The 13163-nt window shown below is 69.6% G+C and carries 14 protein-coding genes; 7 read left to right on the top strand and 7 right to left on the bottom strand.

Annotated elements, in window-relative coordinates:
- Positions 1-25 precede the first annotated feature (25 nt).
- From WAE60_RS16180 to WAE60_RS16170, 3 genes are all read left to right on the top strand, one after another.
- Entirely contained in the window at positions 26-646 is a 621-nt protein-coding gene (locus tag WAE60_RS16180; RefSeq protein WP_029916855.1) for a TetR/AcrR family transcriptional regulator, read from the top strand.
- A gap of 134 nt (positions 647-780) precedes the next feature.
- Positions 781-1410 (top strand): uracil phosphoribosyltransferase, encoded by a 630-nt coding sequence (gene upp / locus WAE60_RS16175; protein WP_337687584.1) that lies wholly within the window; start codon positions 781-783, stop codon positions 1408-1410.
- A gap of 54 nt (positions 1411-1464) precedes the next feature.
- Complete coding sequence (locus WAE60_RS16170) at positions 1465-1845, top strand: response regulator (RefSeq protein ID WP_029916851.1); 381 nt, start codon at positions 1465-1467, stop codon at positions 1843-1845.
- Here WAE60_RS16170 and WAE60_RS16165 read toward each other — a convergent pair.
- From WAE60_RS16165 to WAE60_RS16140, 6 genes are all read right to left on the bottom strand, one after another.
- The gene (locus WAE60_RS16165; protein WP_337687526.1) at positions 1842-2189 is read right to left on the bottom strand and encodes a DUF2200 domain-containing protein; all 348 of its coding nucleotides are present in this window, start codon (positions 2187-2189) and stop codon (positions 1842-1844) included. The two genes, WAE60_RS16170 and WAE60_RS16165, sit on opposite strands and share 4 nt — an antisense overlap.
- 56 nt (positions 2190-2245) lie before the next feature.
- On the bottom strand, positions 2246-3700 hold the full coding sequence (locus WAE60_RS16160) for a M6 family metalloprotease domain-containing protein (RefSeq protein ID WP_029916847.1): 1455 nt from the start codon (positions 3698-3700) through the stop codon (positions 2246-2248).
- A gap of 87 nt (positions 3701-3787) precedes the next feature.
- Positions 3788-4429: a hypothetical protein gene (locus WAE60_RS16155; protein ID WP_337687525.1), complete on the bottom strand. Its 642-nt coding sequence runs from the start codon at positions 4427-4429 to the stop codon at positions 3788-3790.
- Between the two features lie 186 nt (positions 4430-4615).
- Complete coding sequence (locus WAE60_RS16150; protein ID WP_337687524.1) at positions 4616-5893, bottom strand: amidohydrolase family protein; 1278 nt, start codon at positions 5891-5893, stop codon at positions 4616-4618.
- Positions 5894-6627: 734 nt separating this feature from the next.
- Positions 6628-7584: a KpsF/GutQ family sugar-phosphate isomerase gene (locus WAE60_RS16145; protein WP_029916840.1), complete on the bottom strand. Its 957-nt coding sequence runs from the start codon at positions 7582-7584 to the stop codon at positions 6628-6630.
- Entirely contained in the window at positions 7581-7823 is a 243-nt protein-coding gene (locus tag WAE60_RS16140; protein WP_029916838.1) for a hypothetical protein, read from the bottom strand. The genes WAE60_RS16145 and WAE60_RS16140 overlap by 4 nt, the downstream gene beginning before the upstream one ends.
- Before the next feature lie 123 nt (positions 7824-7946).
- On the opposite strand from WAE60_RS16140, the gene gpmA reads away from it, so the two are divergent.
- The 3 genes from gpmA to WAE60_RS16125 all read left to right on the top strand — a co-directional run bounded on the left by gpmA (position 7947) and on the right by WAE60_RS16125 (position 11445).
- Positions 7947-8660: a 2,3-diphosphoglycerate-dependent phosphoglycerate mutase gene (gpmA, locus tag WAE60_RS16135; RefSeq protein WP_029916836.1), complete on the top strand. Its 714-nt coding sequence runs from the start codon at positions 7947-7949 to the stop codon at positions 8658-8660.
- A 121-nt stretch (positions 8661-8781) separates the two neighbouring features.
- Entirely contained in the window at positions 8782-10041 is a 1260-nt protein-coding gene (locus WAE60_RS16130; protein WP_029916834.1) for a pentapeptide repeat-containing protein, read from the top strand.
- Between the two features lie 141 nt (positions 10042-10182).
- Positions 10183-11445 (top strand): pentapeptide repeat-containing protein, encoded by a 1263-nt coding sequence (locus WAE60_RS16125; RefSeq protein WP_029916832.1) that lies wholly within the window; start codon positions 10183-10185, stop codon positions 11443-11445.
- 90 nt (positions 11446-11535) lie between these two features.
- Here WAE60_RS16125 and WAE60_RS16120 read toward each other — a convergent pair whose 3' ends face one another.
- Positions 11536-12000, bottom strand: a complete 465-nt coding sequence (locus WAE60_RS16120; RefSeq protein WP_337687523.1) for an Hsp20 family protein — start codon at positions 11998-12000, stop codon at positions 11536-11538.
- Positions 12001-12242: 242 nt separating this feature from the next.
- Here WAE60_RS16120 and WAE60_RS16115 point away from each other — a divergent pair, with 242 nt between their 5' ends.
- The gene (locus tag WAE60_RS16115) at positions 12243-13085 is read left to right on the top strand and encodes a methyltransferase (RefSeq protein WP_337687522.1); all 843 of its coding nucleotides are present in this window, start codon (positions 12243-12245) and stop codon (positions 13083-13085) included.
- The last annotated feature ends 78 nt before the right edge of the window (positions 13086-13163 follow it).

The raw sequence follows: 13163 nt of genomic DNA, 5'->3' as shown, positions 1-13163 counted from the left end.
CAAGGGGGACCCGGAAGGAAAACAAATGATGCAGGACGTGAAGCCGCGTCTCGACCGAGACGCCCGCCGCGAAGCCATCCTCGACGTCGCCAGCGACGTCTTCCTGGAGGAGGGCTACGCCAACGCGTCCATGTCGACCATCGCCGCGCGAGTCGGCGGGTCCAAGGGCACGCTCTACAATTACTACAAGAACAAGGAAGAGCTGTTCGCCGCCTATGTGGTTCGCCACTGCGCCTGGCAGCGCGACGCCATGTTCGAGATCGAAAGCGACCTCAGCGACATCCGCGAGGCCCTGATCAAGACAGGCCGCATCTATCTGTCGATCGTGCTGAGCGACTTCAGCATGGCCAATTTCCGGGTGATCGTCGCCGAGGCCCAGCGCACGCCGGAGATCGGCCACGCCTTCTACGAGGCCGGCCCCCGCAGCGGCGCCAAGCGGCTGGGCGCGACCCTGCAGAAGGCGGTCGACAGCGGCCAGCTGAAGATCGACGACACGGTCCACGCCGCCCACCAGTTCATCGGCCTGTGCCAGAACCGCCTGCTGAAGGCGCGGCTGTGCGGCGCCATGGCCGAGCCGACGGCCGAGGAGATCGACCGCGAGGTGCTGCCCGCCGTCCGGGTGTTCCTGGCCGCCTACGGCGCCTAGACGTTTTCCGCTTGGCGGGACGGCGCTTAGACGGCACTTGGTCCGCTGAGGGCGTCGCCGCCCGCGAGAAGGAAGTGGGCGTCGCCGCCCGCGAGAAGGAAGTGGGCGCCGCGCCCGCGAGAGGGAACTTGGCCATGCAGGGCGTCACCGTCGTCGATCACCCCCTGGTCCGCCACAAGCTGACCCGGATGCGCGACAAGCAGACGTCGACCAAGACCTTCCGCGCTCTGATGCGCGAGACGGCGACCCTGCTCTGCTACGAGGTCACCCGCCACCTGCCGACCCACACGGTCGAGATCGAGACGCCCGTCGCCCCGACCAAGGCCGAGGAGATCTCGGGCAAGAAGCTGGTCTTCGCCCCCATCCTGCGCGCCGGCCTGGGCATGGCCGAGGGCATGCTGGACCTGGTGCCCTCGGCGCGGGTGGCGCACATCGGCCTGTTCCGCGACCCGGAGTCGCTGGAGGCGGTGGAGTACTACTACAAGACCCCCGAGGACATCGCCGACCGCCTGGTCATCGTGGTCGACCCGATGCTGGCCACGGGCCACACGGCGGTCGCGGCCCTGACGCTGCTGAAGCGGTCGGGCGTGACCGACCTGCGCTTCGTCTGCCTGGTCGCCTCGGTCCAGGGCGTGGAGACCCTGCGCACGGCCCATCCCGACGTGCCGATCTGGACGGCGGCGGTGGACGCCGAGCTGAACGATCACGGCTACATCGTGCCCGGCCTGGGCGACGCCGGTGACCGGACTTTCGGCACCCGCTGACGAAAGACGGGCCGCCGTCTTCCTCTGGTCAAGCTCGGGCGTTAAGGCTGTTCCATGCCGTTCACGCCGCCCCTGATCTTCGTCGCCGACGACGACCCCGTCACGCTGGAGCTGATCCAGATCACGCTGGCCGGCGAGGGCTTCTCCGTGCGCGCCTTCCCGTCGGTGGAGCCGATGCTGGAGGCCCTGGCCCGCGAGGCGCCGTTGCTGGTGCTGCTGGATGTGCGCATGCCCGGACAGAGCGGGCTGGACGGCCTCAAGGCGATCAAGGATTCGCCGGACGGCGCGGCCTTGCCCGTGCTGATGCTGACCGGCGACGGGCGCCTGGACCGCATCGTCCAGGCCATGCAGCTGGGCGCGGCCGGCTATGTGATGAAGCCCTTCGAACCCAGGCAGCTGGCCGCCAAGGTGCGCGAGGTCCTGGCTGGAGCCTAGGCCCGCAGGATCTTCTCCATCGCCTTGCCCTTGGCCAGCTCGTCGATCAGCTTGTCCAGGTAGCGGATCTCCCGCATCAGCGGGTCCTCGATCTCCTCGACGCGGACGCCGCAGACCACGCCCTTGATCTCGGCCCGCGCGGGGTTCAGCCGGGGCGCCTGGGCGAAGAAGGTCTCGAAGTCCGTCTTGTCGGCCAACTGGGCGGCGAAGGCCTCGGGGCTGAAGCCCGTCAGCCACAGGATGATCCGGTCGACCTCGGCCCGGGTGCGGCCCTTTCTCTCCGCCTTGGCGACGTAGAGCGGATATACGCTGGCGAAACTCATCTTGTAGATGCGGTGGGTCATCGCGCGCTGATCCGCTGAGGCCGGGACCTCCAACGGTTAGCACGTTTCGACGCGCCCTAGGCGTCCAGGGTGATGTCGATCTTCATCTGGTCGTCGCCGGGCGTGCCGACCACCTTGATGCTGACCCCCGACCATTTCGAGCGCGGCATGTTCAGCGGCGGCTTGGTCTTGCGCCCCAGCTCGGCGTTGCCCAGCGAGGGATACAGGTCGTTGGAGTCGCCGCGGTTGCCCTGGCCGAAGATCTTGGCCAGGTCGCGCCGGTTGTCGGCCTGCATCAGCTCGATGGCCAGGCGGCCCTCGTCGTTCACGTCCTCGACCGCCTCGTCGACCACGTAGACGGCGATCCCCTGGTCGGGGAGGAAGGCGTCCTGCTGCCGCTTTCGTCGGTATTCGACCAGCAGGTACTGGCTGTCGGTCATGAAGGCCGAGTTGCGGATCACCACCGGCGCGCCGCCCTCGGCGGCGGGCTTCAGCACCACGCCCTTCTTGCTTTCCATGATGATGTCCGGCTCGACCCAGCCGTGGAACATCCGCAGCATGCCGTTGGGATAGACCGGGGTCAGGCCGGAATTGCCCCACGAGCCGGCCGCCATCAGGCAGTAGTTGCCAAGCCCGTTGGACTGGGTGCTCTGGGTGGCGCCGGTGTCGTAGTAGTCGGCCCAGCGCGCGGCCAGGTGGCCCCACTCATGGGCGCAGACGCCGACGCGGCAGTCCTCGGGCACGGTCAGGTAGGTGCTGACCGACAGGCCGTGGCCGACGTCCACCCCGTCCGGGATGATCCACTTGTGGCTCCAGATGTCGTTGCGGTCGCCGGTGGTCTCGGCGCCGCCGCCGGCGTGGATCACGAACAGGGCCGTGATGGTCCCTTCGCCCAGGGCGTCGAAGCCGGCGAAGTCGACCCCCGCGAACTTGGCGGCCAGCACCGCGTCGCGCGCCAGGGCCGGGGCGTTGCGCGGGAAGTTGTCGCTCATCCCCGAATTGCCGTCGGCGTAGAAGGTGATCGGGTTGGGCATCCGGAACCAGCCGTGGACCTCGCCGGCGACGTCGATGCCGGGACCGTCCTCGGCCGTGCTGTCCTTCGTCCAGCCGCTGACCTGGCGGTAGAAGTCGCGCATGCTGCCGGACGGGAAGGCCCCGACGCTGAACAGCATCTGCTCGTACATGCCGGGGCTGTGATCGTCCCCATGCGGACGATCGGGGAAGTCGACCAGCAGCACCATGGTGCGGATCTGGCCGGTCAGCTTCTTGGACGGCTGGTCGATCCGCAGCGGGCCCTTGATCCCGCCCAGCCGGACCTGGCCGTCGTCCAGCCCCACATTGTTGGGGCCCCGCCGGCTGGCGCGCCAGACCTTGTAATAGGCTTCGAAGGTCATGTCCTTGTCGAGCCGACCCTCGGCCAGCAGCGACAGGTACCGCGCGTAGAGCTGCGAGATCAGGCCCGGCGAGGCCGGGACCTCGCACTGGGCGCGCCGGCAGGCGCATCCGGAAAACGGCTTGAACGCATAGCGCATGGAACCCTCCGCGAGACGCCCGACGCGGCCCGCACAGTGTCCTAAAAGTGCATGTCAGGCAAACTCAACCATATGGAGATGTTCGCGCTAGAACGGCCACCATCCGCGCCACCAGTTCACCAAGCCGTCCCAGAAGGCCGCCAGGCGCTCCAGCGGCCCGGGCGCGGCCTGGGGGACGACGGGCTTGGGCGGCGGGGCGGGGACGAACCAGCTGGGCGCGGCGGGCGGCGCGCAGTTCATCCGCATGCCCACGCCCTTCAGATAGCCCCGGCGGACGCCGCCGGCCCGGATCGCCGCCTGCACCGCCTTGTCGTGTCGGCTGGCGCCGGTCAGCTTCCGCACCCAACCGCGGAAGGGCAGGACGTGCTGGGTGGTGTTGCGCACCTCGCCGACGCCCGCCCCGTAGGCGGCGTCGGCGACCTTCTTGCCGCGCGAGCGGGTGTCGGGCGGCGGCGCCTCGTCCAGGTCCGGACCCAGGGCCGCGTCCAGCCGGCCGATCTCGCCGGCGATCCCCTCGCAGCGGGTCAGGTCCTCCAGGTCGTAGGGGTTGTCGACGGCCCGCAGCAGGACGGGCGGGATAGCGGTGCGCTTGAGGTTCAGGTCCTCCAGCGGCGCGGCCACGGCGTCGCGCAGGGTGTCCTTCTGCTGCAGCGTGCCGGGATCGGACGCATGAGCGGGACCGGCCAGCAGAAGGGCCGTGATCAGGGATGGAAGAAGCAGCCGACGCATGCCCCGAGTTCTCCCAGCTTGAGCGTACGGCGCAAGAGGAAAGCAAAATCGGTTGTCATCCCGGAAGCCTCGCAGGCTGTCCGGGACCCAGGGGACTGGGCTGGCGCCTTGCGGTTCACCTGGGTCCCGGACAAGCGCTGCGCGCTTTCCGGGATGACAACGGAAACTTCCCGTTAAGGCCTGGGCTCAGGGCCGCCGCACGATCGCGCCGTCCTTCATCACGAAGGTCACGGCCTTGGTCGCCTCGATATCCTTGGTCGGGTCGCCGGCGACCGCCACGATGTCGGCCAGGAAGCCCGGCTTCAGCCGGCCCAGGTCGTCCTGGCGGCGCAGGACCTTGGCGTCGACGGCCGTGGCGGCCAGCAGGGCCTGGACGGGGGTCATGCCGTCTTTGACCATCCAGACCAGCTCGCGGGCGTTGTCGCCATGGCGGAACACGCCCACGTCGCTGCCCATGCCGATGGTCACGCCGTTCTTGAGCGCGAGTTTGAACGCGCGCTCGGCGGCCTGCATGGCCGGGGTCGGCGGGGTCTTGCCGGCGACATAGCCCTGGAAATAGGTCGAGGTCGCCTCGCTGGCCGTCAGGGTGGGGAAGAAGGCCACGCCCTTCTCGGCCATCAGCTTGAAGGTGGCGTCCGAGCCGCCGTAGCCGTGCTCGATGGTGTCGACCCCGGCCAGGATCGCCCGGCGCATGCCCTCGTCGCTGGAGGCGTGGACCGAGACCGGGCGGTCGGTGGAATGGGCGGCCTCGACCATGGCCTTCAGCTCGTCCAGGCTGAAGGTCGGCTGGGTCGAGCCGTCGGGGCCGACGCGGTAGTCGGCGTAGATCTTGATCCAGTCGGCGCCGGCCCCCGCCTGCTGGCGCACCGCGCGGACGGCCTCGTCGATCCCGCTGGCCTCCTGGGCGCCCTGGGGCAGATCGGCGTCGGGGTTGTAGTTCCGGCGGGCCGGGCCGTAGGCGCCGGTGGCGACGATCGCCCGGGTGGCCACGAACAGGCGCGGGCCGGGGATCAGCCCGTCCTTGATGGCCTTGCGGAGCGAGACATCGGCCACGCCCGCGCCCTCGGTGCCCAGGTCGCGCAGGGTGGTGAAGCCGGCGTCCAGGGTCGCCTTGGCCTGGACCGTGGCGCGGACCACGCGATAGTCCGGCGCCTCCTTCAGCACCTGATCGTCCCACGAGGTCTCGTTGTAGGGATGCAGCAGCAGGTGGCTGTGCAGGTCCATCAGGCCCGGGATCACCGTGGCGCCGGGCAGGTCGACCACCTCGGCACCGGTGGCGTCCAGGCCCGCCGCCGGGCCGACGGCGGCGATCCGGCCGTCCTTGACCAGCACGCCCCAACCCTCGTGCGGCGGCCCGGCGTCCTCGGCGGTCCAGACCCGGGCGGGCTTGAGCAGGATCGGCTGGGCGGCCTGGGCGATGGCGGGCGCCAGGATCAGGGCGAGGGCGGTGAGGAGAGGGCGCATGGGGGACTCGCGGAGGAGATGGGGCAGCTAAGCTGATTTTCGGGCTTGGCCCAAATCTGGAGGGACACGCGCGACGGGGACACGCCCTTGGGCGTGTCCCCAAGACTTGGCCCCGTGCATGCCGATGGGGACACGCCCGAGGGCATGTCCCCGGCTGAGCGACTTACGCTCGGCGGATAGCGAACGAACTCCGGCGATTTCAAAGCCTTAAACTTTCTCGACCGAACTTGTCCTCACCCTTCCAGGCGCCCGTATCCTGATCCCACCTGAAGGCATGGGAAGGGCGTCCGGCCGGCGACCGAACGGCTTTCGGGGGTGGACGAGCGGGAAGCGCTCGCCGGTGGTCTTGAGTGACGCCTTCGCGGCGGTCCTGGGCAGGTTCTTCTGTGAAGACGAAACCCAGGCGGCGGAGGATCGGCGGACGCGGCAGGCCTGGGCTGAAATCGCCCGGGCGGTCCGGGGTGCGGCCAGCACCCCGCCCGTCGGGGGCGTAAAGCGGGAGCGGGTTAAAACCCCGCGTCTCGAACGCTCACCGGATAACGGCTCCGCGCGAAGCGCCTGTCTTCGTCGAAACGGTATTCAAAACTGCAAATCATCCGGGCGAGGCCCGGGCGCTTCGCACCCTTCCCATCACCCGCCGGGCTTCCCGGCCAGGGACATGCGCTCGCGCGTGTCCCCATCAGCCTCCACGGAGCCAGGTCTTGGGGACACGCCGCAAGGGCATGTCCCCGGCCTCAGATCACGCCGGCCCGCAGCAGGTCGTGCACGTGCAGGATGCCCACCGGGCGGCCGTCGTCGACCACGAACAGGACGGTGATGCGCCGCTCGTTCATCAGCTTAAGGGCCTCGGCCGCCAGGGCGCCGGGCGAGATGGTCAGGGGGGCGCGGGTCATGACCTCGCCGGCCACGTGATCCATCAGTCCGTCCATGTGGCGGCGCAGGTCGCCGTCGGTGATCAGGCCGGCCAGGGTCCCGTCGGGCGCCACCACGCCGACCGCGCCGAAGCGCTTTTCGCTCATCTCGAGCAGCGCCTGGGGCATGGGCGCGTCCTCGCGGGTCAGGGGCAGTTCGCCCTCGCCGTGCATCAGGTCGCCGACCGTGCGCAGCATGGCGCCCAGCTTGCCGCCCGGGTGGAAGACGCGGAAGTCGCTGGCCGTGAAGCCGCGCCGCTCCAGCAGGGCCACGGCCAGGGCGTCGCCCAGGGCCATCTGCAGCGTGGTCGAGGTGGTCGGAGCGCTGACCTCGGCCGTGGCTTCCGGCGCGTCGGGCAGCAGCAGAAGGATGTCGCCGGCCCGGCCCAGCTGGCTGTCGGCCACGGCGGTGACGGCGATGATCGGGATCGAGAACCGCTTGGCGTAGGCCAGGGTGTCGGACAGCTCGCGCGCCTCGCCCGACTTGGACAGGGCCAGGACCACGTCGCCCTGGCCGATCATGCCCAGGTCGCCGTGGCTAGCCTCGGCGGCGTGCACGAACATCGCCGGCGAGCCGGTCGAGGCCAGGGTGGCGGCGATCTTGCGCGCCACGTGGCCCGACTTGCCGATGCCGGTGCAGACGACCCGGCCCTTGGCGTCGAACAGGGCCTCGACGGCGCGGACGAACGACTCGTCCAGGGCGGCCGAGAGGGCCGACAGGGCCTGGGCCTCGGTGTTCAGGACCCGCTGGCCGACGGCGATGGCGTTGAAGGCGCTCACGGGGCGCTCGCCGCCGCTTCGCGGGCGTCGCTCATCTGCTGGCGGGCCTGCTGGTCGCGCTGGGCCGCGGCGTCCTTTTCGCGCTGGATCTTCACGCGCATTTCCGGCGTCTGCTGGATCGGGACCGAGCCGAACGGACCCGGCGAGCGGGCTCCGTAGCCTTGCGGCCAGACGAGCGAGAACGCGATCAGGGCCAGGCCGATGAGCGCCAGGAAGGGCATGAGGATGCGATCGGGCATGGCCTGCCTATAGCACGCCGCCCGGAGGAGAGAAGGGCGAGAGAAGGGCGACGGCGGGGGCAGGGCGCTTGACGCGAAGGCGGCCGGGGCTTAGCCCGCGCTCCGACACATCCTGGAGGTCCGATGCCCGTTCTCGTCCTGCTCCGCCACGGCCAAAGCCAGTGGAATCTCGAAAACCGCTTCACCGGCTGGGTGGACGTGGACCTGACGGCCGAGGGCGAGGCCCAGGCCCGCAAGGGCGGCGAGCTGATCAAGGCCGCCGGCATCGAGATCGACGACGCCTTCACCTCGGTCCAGACCCGGGCCATCCGCACCTGCAACCTGGCGCTGGACGCGGCCCAGCAGAGCTTCGTGCCGGTGACCAAGGACTGGCGCCTGAACGAGCGCCACTACGGCGGCCTGACCGGGCTGAACAAGGCCGAGACCGCCGAGAAGCACGGCGAGGAGCAGGTCACCATCTGGCGCCGGTCCTACGACATCCCGCCGCCGGAACTGGCCCCGGGCGGCGAGTACGACTTCGGCAAGGACCGCCGCTACGCCGGCAAGGACCTGCCCAGCACCGAAAGCCTGAAGACCACCCTGGTGCGCGTGCTGCCCTACTGGGAGGCGGCCATCGCCCCCAAGCTGAAGGCCGGCGAGACGATCCTGGTGGCCGCCCACGGCAATTCGCTGCGCGCCATCGTCAAGCACCTGTTCAACGTGCCCGACGCCGACATCGTCCACGTCGAGATCCCGACCGGCAATCCGCTGGTCATCGACCTGGACGCCGGCCTCAAGCCGACCGCCGCGCGCTATCTCGACGAGAGCCGCGCCCAGCCCCTGCCGACGGCGCGCTGACACGGTTCGGGACGCCGGGGCAAGCTGGGCCTCGGTGTCCCGAAATACTTGGAAACTCAGCGTTAATCCGGCATGACGCATTGTCGGAGTCCAGCCCTTCGGGGAGTCGATACGAGCAGCCATGAGCGCCCCTCCCGCGGCAGGCCAAGAGCACAAGCGCCTGACGCAGCACGATGTGGACGTGATCTGCGCCAAGCATGACCGTCTGTGGTCGGCTCGGATGGGCGGCGCTCGCGCCGTTTTCGCCTTCTGCGATCTCTCGGGCCTGTCGGTCGCCGGCCGCAATCTGTGCGACGCCGACTTCACCGGCGCCCTGATGGTCGGCTGCGACATGCGGCGGGCCAAGCTCGACAACGCCACCATGTACGGCGCGGACATGCAGGGCTCGGACCTGACCGACGCCTCGATGCGCCGCACCGACCTGCGCGGCTCCAGCCTGCGCGGCGCCAACCTGACCGGCGCCGACCTGTTCGAGGCCGACCTGCGCGAGGGCCAGATCGCCGCCGCCGACCGCAAGGAAGGCTACCGCATCATCGAGCCCGTCCAGCGCGAGGCCCAGGCGACCGGCGCGATCCTGGCCGGCGCCAACCTGGAACGCTCGCGCCTGTCGGGCATCATCGCCACCAAGGCCGATTTCAGCGACGCGATCCTCAAGGACGCCAAGCTGGTGCGCGCCAACCTCAAGCAGGCCAATTTCAACGGGGCCAACCTGGCCGGGGCCGACCTGTCGGGCGCCAACCTGGTCGGGGCCGACCTGCGCAACGCCGTGCTGGTCGGCGCCAAGACGATGTCCTGGAACATCAACGACACCAACATGGACGGCGCCCTGACCGACAAGGCGTCGGGCAAGGACGTGTCCGAGATGCCCTACGAGCAGATGATCGCCGACCACGCCAAGTGGTGCGAGACCGGCGGCGCCGAGGGCAAGCCCTCGGTGTTCGACAAGGCCGACCTGCGCAATCTGAAGTCCGTGCGCGGCTTCAACCTGACGGCCCTGTCGGCCAAGGGGGCGGTGTTCTACGGCCTAGACATGGAAAGCGTGCAGATGCAGGGCGCGCAGCTGGAGGGCGCCGACCTGCGCTCGTGCAACCTGCGCCGGGCGGATCTGCGCGGGGCGCGGCTGAAGGGCGCCAAGCTGGCCGGCTCCGACCTGCGCGAGGCCCAGCTGGGTCCGCTGCTGATCGGCCGCGACCGCCTGCTGCCCAGCGACCTGACCGGGGCCCTGCTGACAAACGCCGACCTGGCCCGGGCCGACCTGCGCCAGGCCTGCCTGAGCGGCGCCGACCTGTCGCGCGCCAACTTCACGAACGCCCTGCTCAAGGACATCGACGTCACCGGCGCCATCCGCCTCGGGGCGCGCGGCCTGGACGACGTGATCTAGCGCCAAGGTAGCGCTAACGGCGAATTTTCCGAGATTCTTCCGCGAAAGTTGCGGCAAAACGGCGCGGCCTTAACGCTTCGCTCGTCGATCGCCGTTATTCCTCAACAGGATCAAGGGGTTTTCGGGGGACGTGCGTAAGACATGAGCGCGGCGCAGAGCATTGCGGGACGGCGGCGACTGAGCCAGGCCGAGCTCGACATGATCGTGGCGGCGCACGAGAAATTCGTCACGGGCAAGCAGGGCGGCAAGCGGGCTTCGCTGCGCTTCATGAACCTGTCGGGCCTGGACCTGTCTTTTCGCAACCTCGCCGACGCCGACTTCTCGGCCTCCATCCTCGACGGCTGCCGCATGGTCCGCACGCGGCTGGAGCGGGCCAACCTGTTCGGCGCCGACCTGCGCAAGGCCGACCTGCGCCAGGCGGTGCTGGTCCGCGCCGACCTTCGCGGCGCCTGCCTGCGCGGCGCGAACCTGTCGCAGGCCGACTTGACCCAGGCCGATTTCCGGGAAGGGCAGGTGGCCATCCCGCATCCCCGCAAGGGCCTGGAGACGGTCCGTCACGAAAGCCGCAACGGCGAGGTCGACGAGGTCAACTTCTCGGGGGCGACCCTGGACGGCTCGCAGTTCACCGGGGTCTCGGCCTTCAAGGCCGACTTCAGCGACTGCTCGCTGCGCGGCGCCAAGCTGTCGGGGGCCAATCTCAAGGAAGCCAATCTGAGCGGGGCCATCCTGGACGGCGCCGACGTCAAGGGCGCGAACCTGGAAGGCGCCAACCTCACCGGCGCGGTGATGGCGGGGGTCGACACCTCCACCGCCCGCACCAGCGGCGCGGCGATGCAGGGCTGCCTGGCGGCCTCCACCGAGCGGGCCCTGTCCCGCGTCGAGGAGATCCACCGCCGCTGCCTGGCCAACCAGGCCTGGTGCAAGACCGGCGGCAAGGAGGGCGAGCCCGCGCGGCTGGACGGCGAGGACCTGCGTCCGCTCGGCGACCGGCTCAAGGGGCTGCGGCTGACGGCGATGAGCGCGGCCGGCGCCTGCATGGTGGGGATCGACCTGTCCGGGACCCAGCTGCAGGGCGCGGACCTGCGCAACGCCGACCTGCGCATGGCCAATCTACGCGGCGCCGACCTGCGCGGCGCCAAGCTGGCCGGAGCCAACCTGACCAAGGCCGACCTGCGCCAGGCCTTCCTGTCGCCCCTGCCGCTGGGGCCCGAGCGCAAGACCCTGGTCAACCTGAAGGCCGCCCGGCTGCGCTACGCCCTGGTGCAGGCCGCCGACCTCAGCGAGGCGGTGCTCGACGGCGCCGACCTGCGCGGCGCGGATTTCACCGGCGCGCGGCTGAGCAAGACCAGCCTGCGGGACTGCGACCTGGGCCAGGTCCAGGGCCTGGACTTCGCGCCGGCCTGAGCCGGTCCTCGACGGCCAGAAAAAAGGGCGGCGCCGGAGCGCCGCCCTGCAAAGTCTAGAGGGGAGATACGGTAACGCGCGAAGGTGGTGTTAGGCTGCCTTCTCGCCTTCGATCTTGTCGCCCTCGATCAGGGGCGCGCCGGACTTGATCTCGATCGTGCGGGGCTTGAGCGCCTCGGGCAGCTCGCGCTTCAGCGAGATCGACAGCAGGCCGTCGGAAAGGGCCGCGTCGGTCACGACCACGTAGTCGGCCAGCTGGAAGCGACGCTCGAAGTTGCGCTCGGCCAGGCCGCGATGGAGATAGCGCTTGGTCTCGTCATTGGCCGGCTTGCGGCCGGTGACGGTGAGAAGGTTCTCCTTCACCTCGATGCCGAGCTCTTCCGGCTTGAAGCCGGCGACGGCGATCTCGATGCGGTACGCGTTCTCGGCGGTGCGCTCGATGTTGTAGGGGGGATAGCCCGAGGCGGCTTCGTTCGAGGCGGCGTCCAGCAGAGCGGCCAGGCGGTCGAAACCGACGACGGAGCGGTACAGGGGCGACAGGTCGATCGTACGCATGATGACATCCTTCTTTCAAAGCAAGGTTGTTCAATAGGTTCAGACCCTTGGCGACCCGAATTGGCGTCGCCGGCGATCTGGAAGGCCCGGGTTCCCAGCGCCTTCGAAACCAAGGTGGTGAGCCGTTTTTCGACTTCAAGGGGTTGAATGGGCAGCTTGACGGTGAATCGCTTGATCGCCGTTCGCTCACCGTTAAGGTCGGCTCGCCCCGGCCCCTTGGCCCGCCTTGGAGAGCTCCGACGATGACCTGCCGCCGCCATCTCCTCCTGTTCGCCGCCGCGACGCTTTGCCTCTCCGCCACGCCGGTCTTCGCCGCCGACGCGGCGCTGCAGGCGGCCGTCGCCTCGCCCGACCGTACGCCGGCCAACGTGGCCCGCGACGGCGCCCGCCATCCCTATGACAGCCTGACCTTCTGGGGGCTGAAGCCCAAGCAGACGGTGATCGAGGTCTCGCCGGGCGGCGGCTACTGGACTGAGATCCTGGCGCCCTACGCCAAGGCCACCGGCGGCGTGTACGTCGCCGGCGTCGCCGACCTGGCCAATCCGAAGATCTCGGACGGGGCCCGCAAGGGCAGGGCGAACTTCGAGATGCGCTTCATGGACCCGGCCAAGTACGGGACCGTGCGGTTCGTGAACTTCGGGCCGGTGGCCGGCCCCCTGGGCGCGGCGGGTTCGGCCGACCTGGTTTTGACGGCGCGGAATGTCCACAACTGGACGGTCCAGCCCGGTGTGGCCGACAAGATCTTCGCCGACTTCTTCGCGGTGCTGAAGCCGGGCGGCATCCTGGCCATCGAGGACCATCGCGCCGATCCCAAGTCGGAGAGCGATAAGGGCGCGGACGGCTACCTGGCGACGGCCACGGTGGTGGCCCTGGCCGAGAAGGCCGGCTTCAAGCTGGACGCCAGCTCCGAGATCAACGCCAACCCCAAGGACACCAAGGACCACCCGTTCGGGGTCTGGACCTTGCCGCCGACCCGGCAGACCGCGCCCAGCGGCCAGCCGGCCGATCCGGCCTTCGATCGGACCAAGTACGACGCCATCGGCGAAAGCGACCGGATGACGCTGCGCTTCCGCAAACCGGGCTGACGGCGGACGAGCGGGACTTTGACCGGCCAGGGCGCCGTTTCGCCAAGGTCGGGTGCATGATCGGGGGCGTGAAGTGAT

Origin of the sequence: Caulobacter sp. CCG-8, from assembly GCF_037402475.1 — a bacterium.
Lineage (GTDB): Bacteria > Pseudomonadota > Alphaproteobacteria > Caulobacterales > Caulobacteraceae > Caulobacter.
The sequence above is the reverse complement of the archived record's forward strand: the minus strand, read 5'-3'. Positions and strand labels throughout refer to the sequence as shown.

What these genes read in the sequence shown, in the direction of transcription:
- WAE60_RS16130 (WP_029916834.1), top strand. Translation starts at nt 8,782, where the DNA reads ATGAGCGCCCCTCCCGCGGCAGGCCAAGAGCACAAGCGCCTGACGCAG.
- WAE60_RS16155 (WP_337687525.1), bottom strand. Translation starts at nt 4,429, where the DNA reads ATGCGTCGGCTGCTTCTTCCATCCCTGATCACGGCCCTTCTGCTGGCC.
- WAE60_RS16170 (WP_029916851.1), top strand. Translation starts at nt 1,465, where the DNA reads ATGCCGTTCACGCCGCCCCTGATCTTCGTCGCCGACGACGACCCCGTC.
- WAE60_RS16165 (WP_337687526.1), bottom strand. Translation starts at nt 2,189, where the DNA reads ATGACCCACCGCATCTACAAGATGAGTTTCGCCAGCGTATATCCGCTC.
- WAE60_RS16150 (WP_337687524.1), bottom strand. Translation starts at nt 5,893, where the DNA reads ATGCGCCCTCTCCTCACCGCCCTCGCCCTGATCCTGGCGCCCGCCATC.
- gpmA (WP_029916836.1), top strand. Translation starts at nt 7,947, where the DNA reads ATGCCCGTTCTCGTCCTGCTCCGCCACGGCCAAAGCCAGTGGAATCTC.
- WAE60_RS16125 (WP_029916832.1), top strand. Translation starts at nt 10,183, where the DNA reads ATGAGCGCGGCGCAGAGCATTGCGGGACGGCGGCGACTGAGCCAGGCC.
- WAE60_RS16160 (WP_029916847.1), bottom strand. Translation starts at nt 3,700, where the DNA reads ATGCGCTATGCGTTCAAGCCGTTTTCCGGATGCGCCTGCCGGCGCGCC.
- upp (WP_337687584.1), top strand. Translation starts at nt 781, where the DNA reads ATGCAGGGCGTCACCGTCGTCGATCACCCCCTGGTCCGCCACAAGCTG.
- WAE60_RS16120 (WP_337687523.1), bottom strand. Translation starts at nt 12,000, where the DNA reads ATGCGTACGATCGACCTGTCGCCCCTGTACCGCTCCGTCGTCGGTTTC.
- WAE60_RS16115 (WP_337687522.1), top strand. Translation starts at nt 12,243, where the DNA reads ATGACCTGCCGCCGCCATCTCCTCCTGTTCGCCGCCGCGACGCTTTGC.
- WAE60_RS16140 (WP_029916838.1), bottom strand. Translation starts at nt 7,823, where the DNA reads ATGCCCGATCGCATCCTCATGCCCTTCCTGGCGCTCATCGGCCTGGCC.
- WAE60_RS16180 (WP_029916855.1), top strand. Translation starts at nt 26, where the DNA reads ATGATGCAGGACGTGAAGCCGCGTCTCGACCGAGACGCCCGCCGCGAA.